Below are 22,082 nucleotides of genomic sequence, written 5' to 3' on the forward strand. Positions count from 1 at the left end.
GGAATTATGCTACCTGATTTTGATGAAGACTATCTGATTTTGGCTGTTATCGCCTTCATGGTGGCAGTGTGGTTTGGGGCACTGTGGAAGGATTCCACCGACTTCCTATCTGCCGCCGAAAATATAGTTACCTTTGGGCTGGGCGCAGTGGCCGGATACCTCAAACGGGAACGGAAGGAATAAAAAAATCCCGACACGGCTAAAACGGCGATCGGGAGTAAATAATGTCCTCTATTCAGATTCAGGGTCGCCACTCCCTCCTTAACGGCGAAGAGTTCCTATTCCCCAATCAATCGTTGCCGACATTTGCCATAGACAACGGCGATCGCCTCATTTAGAAATTCCGGTTTGACATATTCTGCTACCTGGGAGCGGCGAACCGGTTCAAGTAGATCATCCCGTCCCGCTTTCCGCAAGGCATCGGTGAATTGTTTGGCAGTGGATAGTTTTTGCCCTGTCCTTTCCTTAACTGCCCGCTTCAATTGTTCGGCCGTTAGGATTTTGGAACTTTTACCTGTGTCGGGTTCCACCACTTCAGTGATGACAGTTTCCTTCTCCACAATTACGTCAGACTGTCCCCGCAATGCCAACACAACCCGATCGCCATGGAGTTGAAGCATTGTTGAATCCAACTGCTTTCCTTTGTTGCGTTCCCGCTCCAATTCCAGCATTAACCGTAGGGTTTCATTTTCCTGGGCTAGTTCGGGAATAACCGTTTCCGCTTGATGAGTTTTGACAGCAAAATAATGCTTGGCAAATTTCACATGGTCGTTGCCACGGGAATCACAGCAAAGGGCCACGTGATAAGAAGCCAACCGGGAAAGCTTGTAATCCAATGCAGGTCGCCCCTGACTTTTTATCTCTAGCGGCAAAAAGTGTTCAACCGTAGAACTGGCAACGGTTTCAATGTTTTCTTGTGCTGTCTCGATGACAGATTTAAAGTTGCCCCATTTTGCATAACCCAGTATGGGCATCAAATCACGTGCCATCCAAAATTCTTTTCCGTGCTCATCAACTTGGCGAATGGAATCAAATGGAGACTCTTGGGTGGTGGCAGTTTGCCTTACGATATCTGTCATGGTGATACCTGCTCTGAAGGTGTTACAGCCCCTGGGAATTAGTCGTTCCGTGAGGGGTTCGCAGATTATATCTGAAGAATTTTTATTCACTGACGCGCCATCCTTTCAGCCACGCCTGGCGATTATTTCGCTTTTTCGGCTACTATTCTCCAAAACCCAGTCTGTGAAAGGATTGTCCCTTTGGCCGCCAATTGGACCAGCTTGGCCCCGCTTAAAATACAAGTGTTGTTTTACTAAATGATTAACCATGAACGCAAGAGATTTTTTGTTGAAATGCCCCGATAACGCAAAAATTGTTTCCTCTGATCGGCTAACTGAAATGCAAATAGCCATGGCTAGAGCCGAGGATCGTTTTTTTGTCGATGAAGAAACAATGCTGGGTTGGGCAATCGTTAAAGACTAAGATCGCAATCCTTTCTCCCCCCGTATAAATTTATTCTGGCTAGGGAATCTGGGAGGAACCATGAAAGCTTTAGCCAGTACCTACACCGCAGGCAATAACGGCACCATCCAAACCATCGCCCATTGTTGGCGAGTAATCCGACAGGACGGGGAAATCCTCGGGTTCACCGATTTTGAACATGACCTTACCTTTGCCGGGCTAACCTACATTTCTGCCGAGGGCTTTGCCCCCACCGATGTGGATAGTAATTTCAGTGGATCCGGCCAAGTTTCCATCAGCAGTTTTTTTGGCGATCAGGTGACTCGCCCCGAATTGGATGGCGGCATTTTTGAGGATGCCACGGTGGAATTTATGCGGGTTAATTGGGCCAGTCTCCCCACCGATTTGGAAGCCCAACCCCGGCAATATGACCTATTGGTGCGGGGCAAAGTGGGCATCACCAACTATGGCGATCGCCGTTACACTCTGCAATTCCGAGGATTGGCGGATCGGCTCAACACCCGCAACGGTTGGCAGTGCCAGAAGGAATGTCGCTATCAATTTGGCGATCAGTATTGCAAAAAGGCATTGACCTACGTCAGCAAGACCGTGACTGGATCTAACGGCGATCGCCTACAGTTCACCGTTGCTGATTCGTTTGACGACAATCGCTTTACAGGGTCAACGGTGGAATGGTTGACGGGGGATAATGCGGGCTATATGGGCAATGTGATTTATTCAAATGGCAGCACCCTACGATTGGCTTCCCCCACTCCCTATTCGATCCAAGTGGGGGACAGCTTCGAGACCTACGAAAATTGCCTAAAGACCGAGGAAGAATGCGAAAACCGTTGGTCCAATATTCTGAACTTTGGCGGGGAGGGAATCATCCCTGGTCAAGCTGGCTTTGCTAAATGGGGGACCAACTAATGGCGCTACTGGATTTAGGCATTAATTATGGAGCCAGCTATTCCCTGAACTTCTCCACCGACATCATTAGCAATCGGGAAGGCATCGAACAGCGACGGGCCCTCTACCAACAGCCCCTCCTCAAAGTAGCGATCGGCAATCGCATGGTCAACAAAGGGGAATTGGATTATCTGCTGGCTTTTTTTGAAGCGGCCCAGGGCAGATTGAATGAGTTTGAAATTCGGGATTGGACAGATTACCAGGTAACCGACGGATCCCTTGGCCCCGTTATTGAGGGCAGACAATCTGTGATTAAAACCTATAGCCTGGGGGGAGAATCCATTCAGCGTCTACTTACCGCTGTGGTGGAGGAAACCATTGTTGATGATGGCGGTGTCATCAGTTGTGAATTTAATGTGCCCGTCCGCTTCGACCAAGATGCCTTCCCCCTCACCTTTGAAGCCTATTCCCCTGATGGCGAAAGATTATTCAGTATTCAGGAGCTAAGCTGTACCGAAATCCGCAAGGCATGGCCCGATGCCCCATTGCAACTTCCCCCTGCCTCCATTGATGCCGATTTGGGTATAGGCAAAGACTACGGCACAACGGGCGGACAAGCCTACTCCACATCCATCATGGCTTTACCTTCCGGCTGGGATGACCGCCAAGCAAACTATTCCGGCAGTAAGAGCCAATGGAATATTGGGGCAAAGCTGGTCAATGTGGCGGAAATGACCAGGATGATTACCATGTTTCGCCTCTGTCGTGGCCAGCTTGTCCCCTTCAATTTCTACGACTGGCAAACCGAATCTACCAAGCTTGTCCGCTTTGACTCCGATTCCCTCGGTCTCCAATTTGAAGCCCATGACGAAAATTATTATGGTGAAAATATCGGCGATCGGGAAAGCCTCTTTGCCCTCAATGGACTACCTGTAAAGGTTACGTGTCCGGTTCAGCCAACAACAGGTGTATGTACTCCACAAACCCTGACGTACAGCGCAACGGCAAAAGATTTTTCTCTTGCTTCTGTGGAAAACCTAGATCAGGGAGGCGGCGGATCTTTAAACCCAATGGCTTCCATGCAATTAGTAAATGATGGTGGAAATCCTGGAGAATATGGAATTATTCGATTAGATTTTGGTGGCAATCTCGGTTCGGGAGTTACTGGCTATTGGCTGTCTCCGTTCTCCTATGTTCCTCAGTCTGAGGACGAGATAATAACAATTGACTACTCAGAAGACGTTAAGAGGTTTGAGGGTAGCTGGGAGCACGTAGGGCAAAGCATTTTTCTGGTTGTGTGGCAATGTCCTTTTCGGTATCAGCACCAAATCGCAGGATTTGCGGGAAATGTGGGGGACGCTGAGTGGACAAATAAATCCCAAAGCAATATCAGCTTGTCTGAAATGGGGGTATATCCAATCCCGGGGGTTGAACTTCGATTCGGTTTTGCTAGGTTAAATGGGCACGAATTGTCTCAATCTTTTATTGCCTACACACAAGTTGGTATTGACAATTGGGAATTGACCATAAATGTTGGTTGCCCAGAAGTTTAAAACAGCGGATAGCTTGTTTTGTAAGGGTGATCAGATGCCAGCCCACCAGTGAGCCCCCATTTGTGGGCCAGGTATCCTTCTAGTTTTTGGCGATCGCCCGTTGATGGATCATTTGCCGTTAGCACCACTTCATGAATATTGCAAGCGGCAAAATTAGCTCCAGCATCGTCTTTGCCTAATGATATAGCTACGGATGTAGCGGTGCCGCCATTAGAAAAGATCGCTCTAACGTCTGCAAGTAACAGAGATAACTGCCCGTTGCGTCTTGCTGTACTAGATGGAAATAAACTAGCAGTGGAATGATACCAAACATTACTTATGTCATCTCGAATGACACCATGCCTAGACGTAAACCCCAGCGAAGCTCCAAAGGATTGATACCCAAATGGCGTGATTACTGCTATAAAAAATCCTGTCGATGCACTAGCACCTCTAAGTTCATCATTTACACCGTCAAAATCAACGGAAAATTGATCGGTATAAGTTGGACGTTTAGTGCTGGTTGATTGTGTTACATGGCGATTATTGCCTGACAAGTCATCCCATTGGGATACGGCTCCAGAGTCTAGGGTTATGCTAGTCGGAACAGAAGCATCCAGCCATAGGGCTGTGGATATTAAGCTGGGGTTCCATGGCTCCGGCTCAATTGGTGCGGGGGGATCTGACCAATAGCTAATATAGCCATTAAATTCTGTCTTTCCCTTATACAAAATACTAGCCATTAAAAGTATCCTCTAATCCAAACTTGCCAAATGGAGCCGTCCCAATAAGCATAAACAGAACGAGCCAGGTCGCCATCATTCTCTAATGTAACTATTGGTGTGTTGTCAGGTTCTTGAACCTCAATAGCATTGGTCGTAGATATATTAACAATCTCACATTCAAAGTAATCTGAACCTCCAGCGGTTGGAAGTTTAACTGCGACACTGGCAACGGTGGGAGTTAAAAACTGAAAATAATCGTCGTCTAATAACAGCGTTTTTGTGGCTGAAATTGACTCAATATTTTGAGTTTTGGTTGAGCTACCGCCAGGGGCACCAACCCCACCTATTTTGTAAATAACACTAGTCATAAACATTCCTCTCAAAAATACGCCAAATCGACCCATCCCAATAATAATAAATGGAACGAATCAAATCGGCAGTGGATAGGGTGATAATTGGGGTGGCATCACTTTCTTGAACTTCCAGCGCATTTGTTCCGTCCCCCGCATTAATTATTTCCCCTTCAAAGTAATCGCTACCCGTAACCGCAGGTAATTGAACAGCAACACTGGCCGCAGTAGGGGTTAAAAATTGAAAGTATTCAGAGGTTAAAATCAGTGACTTTGTGGTAGAAATTGATTCAATATTTTTAGACTTAGTTGCTGTTCCACTGATAACAGATAACCCACCATAAATATTGACTTCCCGATCAACAATAGGGGCGATAATATCCCCGTCTAAAAAGTTGGTCTGAGTAACTAATCCTGTCGCATCCCGTTCCAGAGTCAGAACATTACCAGTGCGCCCGATGCACAACATTTGGGCATAGCCACTGCCACTGCCCACAGAATCAGTTCGGAATAGGCAAACAGGGACAGTGGGGGCAAAACCGTCAGGGTCTTCCAGGGTGACATTGACTGTCCCCCCAACGCTGGGGATAGTCACGTCGCCGATAAGGTTGGTGTAGCGGCGAATGCGATTGAACCTGTCCTGTAGGTCTAACTGTTCACGAATTTGTCCACCAATCTGGCCCCAGTCAATACCTGGCTCGACAACCGAAAAATCAGTAATGCTGGTAATGTCTCCCGCCGGAGTCGCCACAACAATTTTGCCGGTGGTAGTTCCGACTGCGACAATGCCTGTAATAGTGCCATCGTCCACTACAACAAAGCTAGTTATGGCAGTACCGTTAATTTCTGCGCCGGTAGCGGTGATGAACCCATAGCCATAGATGGAAATTTCTGTTTCCTCTGGGCCTTGGCTGGGAGAAAAGCCCGTGATCGCCCCTCGGAGTCCTAGCCCAGTGGGGACAATGGTGACCGCAGTAACATCGTCAATGTCCTGCCCGACGGATACCGCTTTGAAATAAAGAGTTTCCCCCACGTCACTGGGGAGAATATCGAATTTGCCGTAAAAGCCCGTCAACAGGAAGCCGCTACCACCATCGGAGGTGGATAGGGTTTTGGTAAAAATCAGGGGGAAATAATCAACGTCGTCCCGGGCGTAAAAAAGCTGTGCTCCCACCCAACCCGGATCGGCGCTAATAAATAGGCCAATGCCATTGGCTTCCAATTCCTGGGCCACCAAGGCTGTGGGAACTATGGGGGGGATTCCGGTGCCAGGATTGCCGGGGAAATTGCCCCCACCAGGAGGCGGCTCTGGTTCAGAGGGGGCAGACACCCAAGCCCCATTAAATACCGTGGGATTGTAGCTGCGGGCTTCAATTTTGATTAACCCGTTGGCTCCCCAATCGGTGCGGGTAATTTGGACTTGCTGGGGCCCATCCCCCAACCAAGGCAGCGCCACCACATCCCCAGGTTCCAGGTAGCCGTATTTAGGGGGCAGGGAAAATTTATAGGTTCGCCGCTGACTCCAGGCTAGTTGCAGTAGGCGATTGGCTATAATTTCTGCATCTGAATCAGCCAGGCTGATTTCTAAGTTGACAGAGAATATATTTTCCCGATCCACCCTAACTGGGGGAGAAAGGATGGTTTTTCGCTCATAAACGGAGTCAAAAATGCTGATGTAACTTAATTCCACCCGGCTTGGTAGGTCATCCTCGGCGGTGACCTCCACTTGTACCGCTTCATCGGGCACCTGTCCCCCCGCTTCATGGGCCGCACAGTCGGCGATCGGGATACTAGCGGCCACCGAAGGGCGCAATATTTTGATGAATTTTATTTTGCCGTTGCTTTCAAAATATTCAAAAAAATACGCTTGCTGGAGTTGCCTCAGGTAGGATTCGGTGCTGTCGGCGCTGGTCGTTCTAAAGCCTCGCACAAAAATATCGTCTAATTCCCCCACCTCGAACTGTTCTGGCTCGTAGCCCGCTTCCACCATTAAGTCGGTAATAATCTCGCTCAGGAAAAATGGCGTTTCCCGATAGGTCTCCACGGCGATCGCCGGGTAGGAATTATTAAATTGCCCTAGAAATAATTCTTCTAGTTGAACTACGGCCCGGTCATTCCAGCCGTAGGGGCGATCGTCAAGGAAGGCTGGGTTGGTGCCGTCCCCATTCCAAAAAGAAGCATCAAGGCCAGGGGAAATAATACTGCCGGAATTGAGGGGAAGATTGGGGTCGGAAAAATATTTAGCTTTTTGTTCGGGGTGGATGTTGTCATCGGGCGTGTTTTTCTCCCAAATTAGGATGTCATTGGCCCACACCCGTCGAAAAGAACTAATCTCCCTGGACAATACCCAAACAGCATGGCCATAGTAATAGGCTTGGCGGTTGGTGGTAATGGTGCGGGAACCACCGCTGACCTGCTCTGTGTCCCACTGGTCTACCCGCTCTTGGGGCTCAGCGCACCAGACCATATTGCCGGTGATTCTGGTATTTCCCCATACCCTGGGGATATGCGCCCCATATTGACTGGCAGGCTGGGTGAGGTCGCTGACAAATCCCTGTTCATTAATTTGGCTAGTGGTTTGCCGGCCACCACCAAATAGCCCCCCCAGCAGACGGGCCCCAAAGGAAATCCCCAGACCAGCAACTAAATTCCAGACCATTTAGTTATTCCTACGCTGGCGCTACTTGGGTGATGGTGAAGTAGCCACCAAGGTCTTCGTTTAGGCTGTCGTACAAAACACTGCCGGTCATTTCCAGCCCCACTAATTCATCGGAAATCAAATCCAGGGAAGATGGCGGGGACAGGTCAACTTTAAACAAATTGACTGTGATGGGATTTTTACCCTCCAGGGTATTCATGCCTTCAAAGCGCATATAGTAGTCCACCCGGTCAGCGTTGAATGCTTCGACCACTTCTTCCCCTGCGCCGCCGGTGCCCGCCGCTCCATTAAAAGCCATCAGCCAATTGGCCAAGTCGAAGCTTTCAATCATGAAGGTGATGTCTACTTTTAAGCTTGTCCGCACCTTTAAGTCCATGCGCCGATCGCCGGTTTCGGATTCGTAATGCTCGGAAAATTCTTCGGCGATCGCAATATTGAGCATAGGACAGTTACCAATAGAACGCAGTCCCACCGGGGCCCCAGCGCTGTCCCTAGTACCAATTTTGACCGTGCCCTGTCCCCTGAAATACCGATTGGCCATGCTGCCCCCGCAATGAGAATCAAAGCCATTGTGGATTTATACGGCGGCAATCTTTGTCCCTAAACCTTCCCTAGCAATTCGTTTTATTGCCGTGCAAAACGTGGAGATGGCAACGGCTAAAAATGCCTCAGGATTTAGGTTTTGCGGTGGTTACAAGATTTTGATATTATCTTTAGGTCTGATTCGTAATCAGTTGGTCGTGGGTTCAAATCCCATCTTCGGCTTCATCTTTATATTTTGCCAGCACAACTTTTCCCAGTTGGCCCCGGTCCTTTTTAGCACAAATAAAAAGTCTAGGCAATTAAGCCTATACTTACTCCAATGTCGGACGCTATACTGCAAAGCTATCGACAGATTGGCACACTGAAGCATCGGGAAATTTTAAGCTGTGGGGGCAGTGCAATTATGAATAAACAGGGTTACTGGTTTCCCATCCACCATCGTGAACTAGTCCGCTGGATTAAGGGCAATGGCAGTGCGAGTTTTTTGCAGAGTCCCCTGCTTCATAATATTCTCTTAAATCTTCTGGTAGCTCTGTTTTATGTTGTAGGCATTAAGCTAAGTGATCAGCTAGTTAGCACCCTATTGCCAGGAAGAATTACCCCCGTTTGGTTTCCCTCTGCCCTTACCTTTGGGGTGTTTTTTCACTTCGGCCATTGGGTCACCCCAGGTATTATTCTTGGGTCAGTGTTAGGCTTAGTTTCAGTATTTTCTACCTTTGATCCTCCCCCCAGCATTGCTCAATTTCTGATGCTAGAAACAGCCTTTGCTTTTGCCAATATTCTTCAACCCTTTGTGGGGGATCTATGGCTAAAAAGAAAACTGAGGTCCTTAGCCCAAAGGGAATCGTTCCCTATTATCAAGGACAGTGAGAGTATACGAGAACCATTGGCCGTCCTCAATCCATTCCAAAGGGTTTCCACCACCATTGCTTTTGTCCAGGGGGCTGTCATTGGTCCGTTTTTGTCAGCGGTTATTGGTGTTACCACGCTGCTGTGTTTGGGCATTGTTGCCAAGGAAAACTTTCTCTACTCTTGGATAACTTGGTGGTCTAATAGCGTGCTGGCAATTATTGTCTTCACGCCGGTGTTAATTAATATTCGCTTTTATCGTTTTCGTCGCCATCATCTGTTCAATACCAAGTTAATTATCTCCATTGCTTTAACCGTTTTAGTTTGGTTTTTATCGTTTTATAAATCCTACCCACTCGCCTACATGTTTTTGCCACTAATTCTATTTGTGGTTTTTCATTTTGGCGACTTTTTTGCTAGTGTTTTTGTGGCGTTCTTTGCTTTTTTTGCTATTTTTGCCACTGCCCAAGGTCAAGGTGTGTTCAACTATGACTCCGGCAATAATTCGGTAATATTCCTACAGATGTTTACAGCGGTGATTTCCATGACAGCATTATTTTTCTCCGCCATTATTCAAGAAAAGAGAATTGCTCAACAATCCCTCTACCAAGCAGTAAAAAGTTTAGAAAATGAAGTGCAGAAAAGAACTGACAAATTGACCGCCGTTAACAAATCCTTGGAATTGGCCAATGTTGAACTCAATAAACTAGCCCACATTGATGGCCTGACCCATATCCCTAACCGTCGTTACTTTGAACAACAATTTGCCGCCGAATGGCAAATTTTCCTCCAGAGGGGCCAGCGCTTAACAGTGATGATGGTGGATGTGGACCATTTCAAACTCTATAACGACCACTATGGCCACTGCCAGGGAGATATTTGTCTCACGGAGATTGCCCAAATATTGCAAAGTTGCATCCGTCAACCAGGGTCTGATTTTGTCGCCCGTTACGGCGGCGAGGAATTTGTCCTAGTATTGCCGGAAGTAGACCAACTCGGGGCGATCGCCATTGCCCAAAGAATTAAAACTGCCCTGCAAACCCCAGGTATTCCCCACCAAGCAGTGGATTCGGTCGCCAATGTCACCTGTAGTATTGGCATTGCTGTGGCCCATTCTGGATTTGAAGGTGACAAGGAAACACTGCTTAAACAAGCAGACCAAGCTTTGTATTGCGCCAAACAGGCAGGCAGGAATCAATATTTTCTCTTCAACTATGCCGAGGAGTGAATCAACGCTATATTACCGCCCCAGTTGAGAGTTGGTTGAATGTGAATAATAACTGGCCTTACAACGACGGCAAGATTGGAAATAGGCCATCCAGTTTGGAAATCTCCAGGACAATTTTCCATTCTGGGGAAACGGAAGTCAGGGCGATGGTTTTGCTGATTTTTCTTGCCTGATGCTGGGCTTTGGCTAGGACCATCAGTAAATTGCTATGAATAGTTTTTACCTGTCCCAAATCAATAATTAATGTAGAGAAAGGGGCATGGTGAATCCAGTCGAACATTTCGTGGGGGGCAATGTGCTCCGACGGGCAATAGATTGGTTGATTAACAATTTCTAGTTGGTCAGGGACCGGGGCTAAGGAGGAAGTATTCATAGTGGAGTGTTGGTAAGGTGAACAATATGGTTAGGCAGGGGGTTACGAGTTATCGGCAGATTACCTTGGAGAAAAACATTGGTCTTCCTGGGCCAACCCTGGCAGACGACGGGCCAGGCCCTTAGCAAATTCGACTACAGCATTGATCCAGCCTGGGTAAACAGAACTTCTGCGAGGTGAGTGAGTGGTCTGGGCTGTCTGAGTTAACCACTGACTAGCCTGGGCGTAGTAATGACTGGGGGCCGGGACGATAACATGGACAGGATTGGCCAGAAACCGCACCAAATCACCGGGGGTATGGGCAATGGGCACTCCCTTTTCGGCTAAGGCTTGGGCCAGTTCCACTTGATGGTTGTCCACATGTTCATCGAACCCATGGCTACGGGGAACCAAAATAAAGGGTTTGTTTAGTTTGGCGAGAATATCGAAACTGCCTTCTCCACAGTGGGAAATAATTAGCCGGGCCTGGTCTAGCATGGTTTTAAAATCTGCTTCTGCCAAAACTTGATATTTCTCTCCCCCTTGGGGCAGAAATGTACAACTGCCGTATTGAATTAGTACTTTTTCTTGTTGGGGATCAATAAACTGCTGTTGAATTAGATAATCAATCCATTGCAGGAGGCGGTTGTAGGGAAATTTTTCTGTGCCGACGGTAATTAAAATCATGGTTTTATTGGAGTTTGAGAAGGGTGTTAGGTTTAGTAAATTTAAATAGAAAAGATGCAAAAATAATCAGATTATTACTATTTACTGGGCTAAAACTTCGATTAACTTAGCTTGGGGATAACGCTGTTGTAACTGTTTCCACTGCACATAAAGCACATCAATACAGGGCAGAATTAATTTGGCAGAGAGGCTGAGGTCATTAACCCTGGTGAAAGATTCAATAAAAATAGTTTTAATGCCCAACAGTTTGGCGAATAAAAGGAAGGGCACCGCTACCCCGGCCCCAGTGGTGATCACCATGTCCGGCCGTTCCTGATAGATAATGCGGACAGCTAAACCCAGATTGCGGCAGAGGTTGGGCAAATTTCGGTTGGTGGGGCCAAAGGCCCAATGGACTTCTTCCTGGGCGAGGTAGTTGCGGGTGGTGGCGGTGGGGAAGGTTACCCATTGGCGATCGTGGTTTTGCCAGAAGGAAGCCAGTTGACATAAGGCATTGAAGTGGCCGCCGCTGGAGCTAATCAGTAAAAGTTTCATTGTCTGCATCCCATTGATGGTGGGGGCATACCCCGTTTTCCTTAATTTTCAGTATGAGGGGGGCATGTTTACAGTCGTGTTTACGTAATTGTCTAACCTAATGCTTTTGATGAAATTCCTAGTAAATTCCCTAGGCCAGTTGGGACGAAGCGTTGGCTTCCCGTTCAATTTTTCTGGCCTGCAGAGCTCCGGTAACTTTAATGGCGATCGCCTCGATGGATTGATAAAAAGTAGGGGGACAGATTTTGAGCAAACAGGCAGCGGCAATGGTCAGGCCGGTGCGACGGGGTTCCACCAGAATAATTTGCCAATGGGTGCTGAGGGCCTGGCCTAATAAATTCAGAGCATGGTCTGTGTCTTGGAAACGCACTGCCCGCCGAGCCAGGTAACGCAGTTGATAAGCCTTGGCCGGTTTGCCCCATCGGGCCACCAATGCTGGTGCGTACTGGGCAGTTTTTTCCATTACCTGGAGCCAGGACTGGAATTGCAACTCCACATCCGCCGACAGTCCTTGATTATTGACACGGTAGAGAGTCAACGCAGCGGGAATGCCTTCAATTACCCAGTTGGTCACGATAGCAATGCGAATCCAACACTCAATGTCTTCTGACCGCAACCGGAACGCTTCGTCAAAGTAACAGAACTCGGGAAAACCATGGCGATCGTCCAAAAAACCAATATCATCCAATACCTGGCGACGGATCACTGGAGCGGAACCGTTGCCCACGGGATTACGGCAGAGGAGATGGCCGGCATCAATGTTTTTTAACTTGGGCATTTGATGGATTCCCAAGGGTTGACCTTGACCATCAATGAAGGAAGAACGGCTAAAACTTACCCCAATGTGGGGATTTTGGTCTAGATGTTCAACGTGGCTGGCCAATTTTTCTGGTAACCAGAGGTCATCCGCATCTAAAAAAGCGAGATATTCCCCTTGGGCATGGCGAATTCCCGTGTTGCGCGACCCCGCTAGTCCCCGATTTTTCTGATGAATTAGTTTAATCCGTTGGTCCTTGAACTGACGGACGATCGCCGCACTCTGATCGCTGGATTCATCATCCACAACTATGAGTTCAAAATTGGTATAGGTTTGGGCCAGCACAGAACGAATTGTATCGGCAATGTAGGCTTCGGTGTTGTGGAGGGGAATAATCACAGAGACCAGTTTCATCGTAGGCATCCTCGGGGCGAAACGTTTTCCATAACTCCCATGATGGAGGACGAGGATCTACGTTTCTGTTGACGCCAATGTTTAACTTCAGGGCAAATTTGTCTAACTTCTGATTAATCGGTTCCAAACGTCTAACCCAATGGGGTGAAATGCCCTGCCCAAAATAGTTAGAATAAAGTCTGTACGTCAAGCCTATCTCACCGTTTACCGGGCCGAACCCGTGCAGGAAACGAAGACAAAACCACTCCTCCTCAAGCACGGAAACTATTTTTGGCGGTCTGTGGGGCTTTATTTTCCCGAAAAATCAGGCAATAGTGGGATTTTTTCTTTAGGCAAGCAGTGGTCCCAATCATCTCTCGTTAATTTAGGGTTTATTCACAATAATGTTGTCTGATGATCTGGCTGGTGGGCAACGCACTTTTAAGGTTCTTGTGGTTGAAGACGATAGAGTCACCCGATCGCTACTGTTGATGGCCCTTAAAGAAGATAATTATGGGCTGGCGGAAGCCACTAACGGTCAGGAGTGCCTCGATAAATTTATCCAGTTACAGCCGGACATTGTACTGTTGGATGCGATTATGCCCGGTATGGACGGTTTCACCTGTTGCGAGCAAATCCGTCTTCTGCCTGGAGGGGATAAAGTACCCATTTTAATGATCACTTTTTTGGATGATCAAGAATCCATTGATAAAGCCTTTACGGCCGGAGCAACGGACTACATCAATAAGCCGATCCATTGGTCTTCTTTCCGTCGTCGCATTCATCAACTAATTAATGTCAAATCCTTGTTCAACGAAGTAGAAGCAACCCAAAAGGAGTTGGTTTCCCGTAGGAGCTGGGATAGTTTCTGGCAAGAAAATTGGCGGTCTTTGGCCCAGACTAGTCCTAACCAAAATTACCTCAACACCATGCTCACAGGGGCATTAAAACTTTTCAACGGATTGCGCATTGTGCTGGTGACATCGATCGCCGATGCCATTCCCTTCGTGGTTATCGATCCGGAAGTGGAGTCTATGGGGATTGATTTCACCGCCATTAATGATGACTTTGCCGCCTTAGTTTCCCTGCAAATAGATGGAGGCATTGTGTTTAAAGCCGGTGTGACTCCCCCGGCAAAGAACCATTGGTCAACCAAGTTGCCTTCCATGGCCCTATTTCCCACGGCGGTCCAGCCCGTTGCTTGGCGGGGTCAGCCCCTAGGACGAGTGATTATCCAATGGCGATCGGATCTTGATCTTGCAGAAGTAGAAATTCCCCAACAAATAGAAAATCTTTCCCATCTTCTGGGATTCCTACTCCAGGAAATCGATGGATAATAAAGGATAGCCGACCGCCCCCTCCCCCCTGCAGCCGAGTTGATAGTGGTGGGGTAATGGCGTTTTTGTTTGCTAACTGTTGTTGTGGAAAAATTCATGAGCAAACGCTCCCTCAAGTCTTCGTCTAGCGGTCAGGCCAGGGCAAAGCAGGCCATGACCAGGCGGGGCTGGACCCAAGCCTATTTGGCCACTGAAGCCGGACTTTCCACCCGTAATTCGGTCTGGAAGTTTCTCAGCGGGCGGCCAGTGGAGCGTTACATTTTTATGGAACTATGCTTCCAGTTGGGCTTGGATTGGGAAGAAATTGCGGACCTTCCCCAGGGGGACGACGACCCTGACATTGGGAATGATGGCGTTGTCACCGAGGAAGGCGATCGCCCGGTTATGGAAGCCACCGAGTCCCAGCCCCCACCAAGCTTGGAGGAAACTTATTTAGCAGTCAAAGCTAAGTTGAGGCACCAGTTCTGTAAACAGTACAGCAGGGTGCAATCTTCTTTTAATTTGACTCAGCAGTTTGCCTTAGACGACATTTACACCGATCTGAGTTTGTTGCCCCACCTTAGCCACCAACAATGGTTGGAGGTGGACGATTTACAAGGGTCTTTACTCCAAGGTGTGACCCAGCCCCAGCCCATCGGTTTATCCATTCAGGAGGCCATCGACCACCATGGACATTTGGTCATTTTGGGCCGGCCCGGCTCCGGCAAAACTACCTTGTTGAAGTACCTAGCTCTACAGTGTTACAACAGCCAAATTCAGCCCGATCATATCCCCGTTTTCATCCCCCTGCGGGACATTGAACGCTACCAACAGCATGAACCAGATTGGAGTGTGGCAGATTACCTCCAAACCCTATTGGCGATCGAAGAGATTACTCCGGAGCTACAAACTGAGTTACTGCAACAGGGCAAATTCTGGTTACTGTTGGACGCATTGGATGAAATTCCCCGCAAAACCAGTGAAAAATTTCTGCAAAAAATCCAGGAGTTTGTGCAATCTTTTCCGAACAATAATATCTTAATTACTTCCCGCATTGCTGCTCAAAATTATTTTTTTACTGGTTTTACATACCTGGAAGTTGCCAATGCCAATGAGCAACAAATTAGATCCTATATTGACAATTGGTTTAACCAGTCCGGTGTCCCTGAAGACAATGGTAAAATTAGCAAAAGCGACCAGTTATTAGCCCATCTTCGACGACCAGAAAATCGCTTTGTCCTCGAACTAGCCAAAACGCCCCTCTTACTAGAGTTAATTTGCTGTGCTTTCCAAGAAAGGGCCCAACTGCCCAGTAAACCCGCCAAACTGTATAAAGAAGGGCTAAACGTTCTGCTTAACCGGGGTTCCCGCTCCCAGGCATTTCAAACAGACTACGGCTATAACGAGTTAACTCTGCTCCAAAAGTTAAAACTATTATCAGAAATAGCTGCCCGCATGTTTGCGCAGGGTTATTTTTATTTTGAAAAAGATCAAGTTTTATTAATTATTCAACAATATTTAGCTAGCATTGCCAGCGCCCCCATTAGTGGAGATTTGCTGTGGCTCAAAAGCGAAAATGTCCTACGAGCTATTCAAGTGCAACATGGGCTTTTGGTGGAGCAAGCCAAGGCAGTGTATTGCTTTTCCCATGTCATTTTTCAGGAATACCTAACGGCTCAACAGTGGGTTTTTTGCAAAAAATTAGCCATTGCAGATTCCGTCGTTAATGACCCAGAAATTACTGCCCAACGGCTCACCGATCCCCATTGGCAGGAAGTTATTGCTCTGGCCATTTCCCTTGTTCCCCTAGCGGATGATTTTTTACTGCAACTGAAATTCGAGATCGATCGCCTAGTAGCCAGTGATGATGGTTTAATTGCTGTAATAAAATATTTAGATACCAAAAGTAAATTGCTCCAAACTAACCATAAACCAGTGGCCATTAGGGCTTTTTATTTGGGCATTCTCTACGATTTTGGACTTAATTTAGCTACCCGTCTAGACCGGAGTTTGAGCGAAAATCCCCACCAGGAAATTTCCCTAGATTTACAATTGATCCGCATTCTCTCCTTAGCCCAGTCCCTCGCCCAAAATCCTACTTTTGAACAGTATTTGAACCTTGGTTTTGCCCTTGATATTGAAAGAAAATTTTCCCTCACTCCTGCCTTGACGAAAGCGTTACAAATTTGCAAAGAGCAACTACCTTCCCCCATGGAAGAGAAATCATCCTTGTTGCAATGGTGGCGGATGCAGGGGCCAGATTGGTACCGGGGGATGAAAACCATCGTGTGTCAACATCATCAGCTTGGTTGTGTAGCTGAACTAAGCCCCAGCCAAAGTAATCTTTTGCGGCAATACTACCATGGGCTAGTTTTTTTCCATAAATGTCTCCACAGTGGTTGTTACGTTAGCCCCGCTGTGCAGGCAGAACTGGAAAATAATCTCTTGACTTATGCACCATCAATTTCTAGCAACTTACCTTAGCTAGTTGACATTGACTCATTGATAATCCGGGCGATCACCAGAAGCATAAAAACCCAGTCCCATGATAATTAGACCAGGCCAATAAAGATAGGCGAGGATTTCTAAATTTTCCCCAAAGGTGTAGAGAAAAAGAATAAATAATACTGCCAATCCCGCCTCCGCCACTGCATAGCGTTGAGCCTTAATTAGCAACAAAAAAAGACTAAGAACCATGGGAATGGCCAAAGCATAGAAACCAACAATGCCCTTGACAAATAACAAACCATACCAAGTATGGTGGGAGCCAATGGGCATATATTCCACCACGTGGGGTCCCGATTCCACAATGCCATGGCCCCAAATGGGTGCTTCCGTTTCCCAGCGATAACCGGCAATTTGCTTCAAGGTGGTGCGGACTCGGCTAGATTCCGACCGGGCCTCGGTGAATTTTCGCATTACGGTATCTAATAAGTTGAATAACCAGGGCGCCATGATGCCGGTAATGGTACTCCCTATGCCCAACACCATGAGGGTAAAGGGGCGACTGAGACGGGCCAGGCAAAAGGTGAAAATGGGGGTCAAAATCAGGGAAACGATCGCCAAGCGGGACTTACAAATTTGGGCCAGGTAGAGAGAACCGATAATGCCAAACCAACGCCATTTTTTATTTTTCTCCTTGAGAGCGAGCACAAAATAGATATTAGCCACAAAGCCCAACGCCGGCCCCCAGGGGGTAAACAATCGTTGGCGAATGGAACCGTCAAAATCCACTTCGTAAAAAGAAACATCAAAAAAAGTTGTGCCTGGGCCTCCCACCGCTTTGAGGGGAGAAACATAGAGAATTTCGGGGAAATGGAGTAGGGGCGCAATGATTAGTAGGGGAGAAATGAGCAGGGTTTGCAAACAGATCACACAAACGGCTCGGTAAATCAGTCGGGGCCGAATGGGTAAACAGCCCGCCAGGGGATACAAGGCTAGGGCCGCCCATCCCTTGAGCCAGCCAATGGAGGACTTAATAATGGTGCTTGTGGGCAGGTCAAAATCCAAATGCCCAATTATCAGGGCCACCTGCATCATGGCCATGCCAATGATCCAAACCCAGATTAGCCAATGGATTTTAATTTTTTCCGCTTCCGGGGTGGCTTCCGTTTGCAACCACCATTTCAGCCCTACGTATAGTCCCAGAATTACCCCCAACACCGACCCGACAATGTAGATGGCCCCCAGGAGGTAAAAGCCATAGATATAGACCATGCTGTACCAAACCAGCCGTTCGGGAAAATTTTCGGGCTTGATGGGATCGTTCACGCGAGGATTTGGCGAGAAATTTTGGTCAGTACTACTAAAATTGTGTTGCGCCACCACAGTAATGTCAGGCCGAAGGTAACCAGAACAGAGCCGATCGCCGCCCCGGCCAGAACCAGCTTAGTTTTGGGAGCGGAGGGGGCATCGGGCAAGGTGGGAGGTTCCACCAATTGCATGAGGGGAAAGGAACCAAAGGGGTCACTTTTGCCCAAATCGGCCTTGGCCAGGGTGGAAGTAAAAATGGCCTCTGCTATTTGCACTTTACGGAGATAGTTTTCCAGCACTGATTCCTTTTGCACCATAATTTTCAGCCGAGCTTCTAACTCGCTCACCTGTTGGGTTAACGCATCCACCTCCGCCCTAATGCCCTCATACTCAGCCTGGAGGGTAATTAGTTGTTGAAAGAGTTCCCCCCGCTTCACACCGGACTCGTTACTATTGTCCAAATTTAACCGTTCAATCTCCTCCAGGGTAATGGCCTTACCCAACAGAGCTTTGCCCCGTTCTAGTACTGTGGCCAGGGCTGCCCCTTGCTTTTGTTTGAGTTGCACTACATCGGGATAGTTGGGGCCCCGCTCCTCCAACAGAGCATTTAACTCTGTGCTGGTGGTGGTATATTCCTGCAAGCTTTTCTGAAAATATTGGTCTGTTTGCAGGGCCAACACCGTGGGAGCCTGTTCCGGCGCTAACTGCACCGCTAAGGTCAAACTTTGTAGGCGATCGCCAATTTGTTGGCTTTGGGCCACCTTTTCCGCCCGTTGTTTGCGGAGAGTCTCGATGGTGCTGATCAAATTAGTCACCTGTTGGGAAGAACTCAAGCCAGACTGGGCTTTATAGTTTGATAACTGGGCTTGGGCCTGGGTAAGTTTGTTTTGGGAATCCTCCAGGGCAGAAGTAATAGCCCCATCCCGTTTTTCTTGTTCAATTTGCCTGAGGGTATTAAGCCGTCTTTCTAGGGTTTGGTACAGGCTAAGGGCTTTGCGTTGGGCAATTTTGGGACTTGGTCCCGATTGGGAAATGCGGATGGTGGTGGTGTTGGGAATGAGGACAATTTTCGGATCACCAAATTCTTTAACTTCTATGCTCACACTGGCCGCCGCTTCTTGAATCACCGTATCCCCCAGGGCTAGTAATTTGTAATTTTCCCTTGGGTCGGAAGAACTGCCAAAGGCGGAGGTGGTGGAAGTGGCTGCCTGGCCCACGTCGGGGAGGTTGAGGTTTACCCCCAGGGCATTACCAGCGACATGCACCACTAATTCACTGGTGTAGGTGGGAGCGGTGTGCTTCAGGTAACTTAACGTTCCCGCCCACAGTAATGTATTGGCCCCCACTGCCAAAGTTAAATATTTAGCAATGCGCCCCAAAGGCAAGCTTAATCTTGGTTTAATTGTTGCGATGTCCTCTTCTCCATCCATTTCCCCTACTTCAACATTGTCCATGGCACCATCTTCGGGGGAGTTAAGGGCTTCAGATTCATTACCGTTGGGAAACCGGTCCTTAGTTGGGGAGGAGGAAGTGGTGGCCATAGCGATTAACCTAACGGTGTAGTTAAAACCCCTAACGGAAGAAAAGATTACGGAAAATCAAAAAGGGGTCTAGGGGACTGAGGAAATCAGTGATGGAGCGGAAAATATCCCTAGTGTTGGTCATACCGGAATCGTAACAAGCAATGGCGTCCCTTGGCATGAGCAGGGGATTGTCTGTGTTGCTGTGGGAATTACGCACCAATTCTTCCACCGGTTTTTCGGTGACCAGGGTTGCTCCACTGGCCGTATCCACCCGCACCAAAATAGCCCGGCGATCGGCGTTGACATTGACAGTACCTCCCACACAGTTGGCCGCCACCACTGCTTGACTAAAGCGGGCCCCATAGGGAAAGGTGATGCCTTCTTGTTGGTTCCCCACTGCCGAGGTGGCATTACTATTGGCGGGTACGGTGAGGTTGGAAATAAATACCTTAATACCAGGGGGAGTGATTTGGGAGGGACGGGCCAAGGCCGGTTGCACCTGGCCAGCGCTGGGCACCACTAGGCGATCGCCAGCCATGAGGGGAATATCGGCCACCGCATCCCCAGTGAATACTCCCGACAGATCTAGGGGAATTTCTTCCTCTCCCCGTTGCACCACAATATTGGCCACATCCGCTGTGGGTAAAACGCCCCCCACGGCCCGGAGTGCGTTAATGCCGTAGCGCCAAAAGGGATAATCCCCCGTCACCGACTGACTTTCTGGGGGCACTGTAATTTCGTTGCTGGGTTCTCCAGGATTTTCAATTAGTACCCGCCCTGGCTGGAATACGTCCCCTGCCACCGTTACCTGTACCGGCGCCCATTGCAGCACCTGCACTGATAGCTGGAGTTTATCCGGGGGAAAATAACCCTGATTGGTTAGCAATTGATGGAGTTTTTTCTCCACCGCGGCACTTTCTAGACCCCCCACGGCCACAGGACCCAAAAAAGGCACTTCGATCGCCCCGGCCTGGTTGACCACATAAACGCCGGCAAAATATTTTTCGTTGGGAATGGAAACTTCTAGGCGATCGCCTGGGGAAAAGGGCAGGGCCCAGACCCCTTGTTGCCAACCCAGTGCAAGTAATCCCAAAGTAAGCAACCAACGCCCCATCATTTATACTTCCCCGGCCAAAGCCAAACGTCGAAATACTGTGCGGGAGGCCCAAAGCGAAAATAGAGGTAAACAGAGCCAATGACTGGCCAAAACGGCGATCGCCACCCCCACATTGCCCCCTTGCACTCCCCACATTAAACAACCAGCAAAAAGGGTAGTAAAAATTAAATTCCACCAAAGGTCCCATTGGGGCTTATCCACCGCTAGCAATAATTGGGAAGCAGCATCGGCAAAGGGTCGAGGAATGGCCGATAGACAAATTAACATCAAAATAGGAATGGCTCCAGCCCACCGATCGCCAAAAACGAGGGGCACATAAAAAGGAGCCAAACTGGCTTGCAGAAGCACAAAGGGAATAATCACCATGGCAATGGTTTTTTGACTCTGCCAATAGCGGGCCCGGAACTGGGCCAAGTTATCCCGCACGTCGCACAGATGGGGGAGCAGAGCCGCTTTAATGGAAGTGATAATGCCCAAACTAATACCTAGACCAGCATTAAACGCAAAATAGTAAACCCCCAAAGCCTCCACGCTCAAAAAGCGGCCAATGATTAGGTAATCCAAATTACTACGCAGAGTATTCAACAGTTCCACCCCCAACACCGATTTGCCAAAGCCAATTAAATCCCCCCAGTGATGACGGTGAAATCCTTTGGAGGGTCGCCAAGGATGGTAGCGGCGCATAAAGTAAACCCAAATGGGGGCTACTAAAATTTTAGGCAAAATAATCGCCCAGAGACCAAACCCCAACAGGGCAAAGATGGCGGAGAGGATATTGTCGCTGGAAATTTGGCTTAACTCCGCCAGGGCAATAATTTTAAACCGTCCTTCGCGCTGAATTAGGGCCGCTTGGATAATGCCCAGGGGAATGGTGAGCAGGTTCACTGCCATGGCACAGATGGGCAAAATTAGGCGTTGATTGTCGTAAAAAGCAGCAATGGGGAACGCCACTAAACATTGCACCATAAATAACCCAATAAACATCAGCCAATTGAGCCAGTAGGCCGATTCGGCCAACTCTTCCAGCCGCTCTGCTTCAGTTTGGATCAGGCGAATGACCACCCCGTTACGGGTAAAAACTCGCACAAACTCATTGGTGGTTAACACCAACGCCGCTAGGCCGTAATCTTCCTTGGTCAAAAACCGGGCTAGGATAACCGTTGCAATCAACCGAGAAACCCGAATAATCGCCCCCGATCCCCCCAGCCAACCGAGGTTCCGCACAAAAGTACCGTCTTTGTGGCTAAATTTGGCTTTAAGCTTGGCGATTAATTCCTTCACCCGGGTTTCTTCTCCCCTAACCGTCCCTGGACACCGGATTGATTTGACTGTAAAGGCTTCATTGTAAGAGATTGCCAACGACATTCCGCTAGTTAGCTAGCTCCCATTGCCCT

20 protein-coding genes and 1 tRNA gene are annotated in these 22,082 nt (G+C 48.3%); 8 read left to right on the forward strand and 13 right to left on the reverse strand.

The genetic code is table 11. The features are described from left to right. Nucleotides 1-6 precede the first annotated feature (6 nt). Nucleotides 7-183 carry a hypothetical protein gene (locus H6G45_RS09280; protein WP_190598172.1) on the forward strand — a complete coding sequence of 59 codons (177 nt, stop codon included), beginning with the start codon at nt 7-9 and terminating at the stop codon, nt 181-183. 95 nt (nt 184-278) lie between these two features. On the opposite strand, the gene H6G45_RS09285 is transcribed toward H6G45_RS09280, so the two are convergent. Next, on the reverse strand, nt 279-1,079 hold the full coding sequence (locus tag H6G45_RS09285) for a hypothetical protein (RefSeq protein WP_190598173.1): 801 nt from the start codon (nt 1,077-1,079) through the stop codon (nt 279-281). A gap of 247 nt (nt 1,080-1,326) precedes the next feature. Here H6G45_RS09285 and H6G45_RS09290 point away from each other — a divergent pair, with 247 nt between their 5' ends. Genes H6G45_RS09290 through H6G45_RS09300 form a run of 3 tightly spaced genes read left to right on the forward strand, consistent with a single transcriptional unit; the run spans nt 1,327 to nt 3,923 of the window. Continuing rightward, nucleotides 1,327-1,482: a hypothetical protein gene (locus H6G45_RS09290; RefSeq protein WP_190598174.1), complete on the forward strand. Its 156-nt coding sequence runs from the start codon at nt 1,327-1,329 to the stop codon at nt 1,480-1,482. Between the two features lie 60 nt (nt 1,483-1,542). Next, the gene (locus tag H6G45_RS09295) at nt 1,543-2,391 is read left to right on the forward strand and encodes a DUF2163 domain-containing protein (RefSeq protein ID WP_190598175.1); all 849 of its coding nucleotides are present in this window, start codon (nt 1,543-1,545) and stop codon (nt 2,389-2,391) included. Next, nucleotides 2,391-3,923, forward strand: coding sequence for a DUF2460 domain-containing protein (locus H6G45_RS09300; protein ID WP_190598176.1), 1,533 nt, complete (start codon nt 2,391-2,393; stop codon nt 3,921-3,923). The genes H6G45_RS09295 and H6G45_RS09300 overlap by 1 nt, the downstream gene beginning before the upstream one ends. Here H6G45_RS09300 and H6G45_RS09305 read toward each other — a convergent pair. Genes H6G45_RS09305 through H6G45_RS09320 form a run of 4 tightly spaced genes read right to left on the reverse strand, consistent with a single transcriptional unit; the run spans nt 3,920 to nt 8,177 of the window. Then, on the reverse strand, nt 3,920-4,645 hold the full coding sequence (locus tag H6G45_RS09305) for a hypothetical protein (protein WP_190598177.1): 726 nt from the start codon (nt 4,643-4,645) through the stop codon (nt 3,920-3,922). The two genes, H6G45_RS09300 and H6G45_RS09305, sit on opposite strands and share 4 nt — an antisense overlap. Continuing rightward, entirely contained in the window at nt 4,645-4,995 is a 351-nt protein-coding gene (locus tag H6G45_RS09310) for a hypothetical protein (protein WP_190598178.1), read from the reverse strand. Before H6G45_RS09310 ends, H6G45_RS09305 begins: the two co-directional genes overlap by 1 nt. Next, entirely contained in the window at nt 4,988-7,636 is a 2,649-nt protein-coding gene (locus H6G45_RS09315) for a phage tail protein (RefSeq protein ID WP_190598179.1), read from the reverse strand. The genes H6G45_RS09310 and H6G45_RS09315 overlap by 8 nt, the downstream gene beginning before the upstream one ends. 10 nt (nt 7,637-7,646) lie before the next feature. Further along, nucleotides 7,647-8,177 carry a hypothetical protein gene (locus H6G45_RS09320; RefSeq protein WP_190598180.1) on the reverse strand — a complete coding sequence of 177 codons (531 nt, stop codon included), beginning with the start codon at nt 8,175-8,177 and terminating at the stop codon, nt 7,647-7,649. Between the two features lie 124 nt (nt 8,178-8,301). Between H6G45_RS09320 and H6G45_RS09325 the strand changes: the two genes are divergently transcribed. Then, a tRNA-Leu gene (locus tag H6G45_RS09325) sits at nt 8,302-8,401 on the forward strand. Between the two features lie 97 nt (nt 8,402-8,498). Further along, nucleotides 8,499-10,256: an MASE1 domain-containing protein gene (locus H6G45_RS09330; protein WP_242018117.1), complete on the forward strand. Its 1,758-nt coding sequence runs from the start codon at nt 8,499-8,501 to the stop codon at nt 10,254-10,256. A 58-nt stretch (nt 10,257-10,314) separates the two neighbouring features. On the opposite strand, the gene H6G45_RS09335 is transcribed toward H6G45_RS09330, so the two are convergent. The 4 genes from H6G45_RS09335 to H6G45_RS09350 all read right to left on the reverse strand — a co-directional run bounded on the left by H6G45_RS09335 (nt 10,315) and on the right by H6G45_RS09350 (nt 13,000). Next, nucleotides 10,315-10,629, reverse strand: coding sequence for an STAS domain-containing protein (locus tag H6G45_RS09335; protein WP_190598181.1), 315 nt, complete (start codon nt 10,627-10,629; stop codon nt 10,315-10,317). A 60-nt stretch (nt 10,630-10,689) separates the two neighbouring features. After that, complete coding sequence (locus tag H6G45_RS09340) at nt 10,690-11,295, reverse strand: glycosyltransferase (RefSeq protein ID WP_190598182.1); 606 nt, start codon at nt 11,293-11,295, stop codon at nt 10,690-10,692. A gap of 81 nt (nt 11,296-11,376) precedes the next feature. Then, nucleotides 11,377-11,829: a PssD/Cps14F family polysaccharide biosynthesis glycosyltransferase gene (gene pssD, locus H6G45_RS09345; protein ID WP_190598183.1), complete on the reverse strand. Its 453-nt coding sequence runs from the start codon at nt 11,827-11,829 to the stop codon at nt 11,377-11,379. Between the two features lie 130 nt (nt 11,830-11,959). Then, nucleotides 11,960-13,000: a glycosyltransferase family 2 protein gene (locus H6G45_RS09350; RefSeq protein WP_190598184.1), complete on the reverse strand. Its 1,041-nt coding sequence runs from the start codon at nt 12,998-13,000 to the stop codon at nt 11,960-11,962. 383 nt (nt 13,001-13,383) lie between these two features. On the opposite strand from H6G45_RS09350, the gene H6G45_RS09355 reads away from it, so the two are divergent. Together H6G45_RS09355 and H6G45_RS09360 are read left to right on the forward strand one after the other, a co-directional pair. After that, nucleotides 13,384-14,316, forward strand: a complete 933-nt coding sequence (locus tag H6G45_RS09355) for a response regulator (protein WP_194019958.1) — start codon at nt 13,384-13,386, stop codon at nt 14,314-14,316. A 96-nt stretch (nt 14,317-14,412) separates the two neighbouring features. Beyond that, nucleotides 14,413-16,779 (forward strand): NACHT domain-containing protein, encoded by a 2,367-nt coding sequence (locus H6G45_RS09360; RefSeq protein ID WP_190598186.1) that lies wholly within the window; start codon nt 14,413-14,415, stop codon nt 16,777-16,779. 15 nt (nt 16,780-16,794) lie between these two features. Here H6G45_RS09360 and H6G45_RS09365 read toward each other — a convergent pair whose 3' ends face one another. The 4 genes from H6G45_RS09365 to H6G45_RS09380 are packed head-to-tail and all read right to left on the reverse strand — an operon-like array spanning nt 16,795 to nt 22,053. Further along, a complete protein-coding gene (locus H6G45_RS09365) occupies nt 16,795-18,066 on the reverse strand; it encodes an O-antigen ligase domain-containing protein (RefSeq protein ID WP_190598187.1) in 1,272 nt (423 codons plus the stop codon). Continuing rightward, nucleotides 18,063-19,589: a hypothetical protein gene (locus H6G45_RS09370; protein WP_199309668.1), complete on the reverse strand. Its 1,527-nt coding sequence runs from the start codon at nt 19,587-19,589 to the stop codon at nt 18,063-18,065. The genes H6G45_RS09365 and H6G45_RS09370 overlap by 4 nt, the downstream gene beginning before the upstream one ends. 31 nt (nt 19,590-19,620) lie before the next feature. Beyond that, nucleotides 19,621-20,688 (reverse strand): polysaccharide biosynthesis/export family protein, encoded by a 1,068-nt coding sequence (locus H6G45_RS09375; RefSeq protein WP_190598188.1) that lies wholly within the window; start codon nt 20,686-20,688, stop codon nt 19,621-19,623. Beyond that, nucleotides 20,689-22,053: a lipopolysaccharide biosynthesis protein gene (locus H6G45_RS09380; RefSeq protein WP_190598189.1), complete on the reverse strand. Its 1,365-nt coding sequence runs from the start codon at nt 22,051-22,053 to the stop codon at nt 20,689-20,691. Nucleotides 22,054-22,082: the final 29 nt, after the last annotated feature.

It is taken from the genome of Synechocystis sp. FACHB-383 (genome assembly GCF_014698605.1).
Taxonomy (GTDB): domain Bacteria; phylum Cyanobacteriota; class Cyanobacteriia; order Cyanobacteriales; family Microcystaceae; genus Synechocystis; species Synechocystis salina.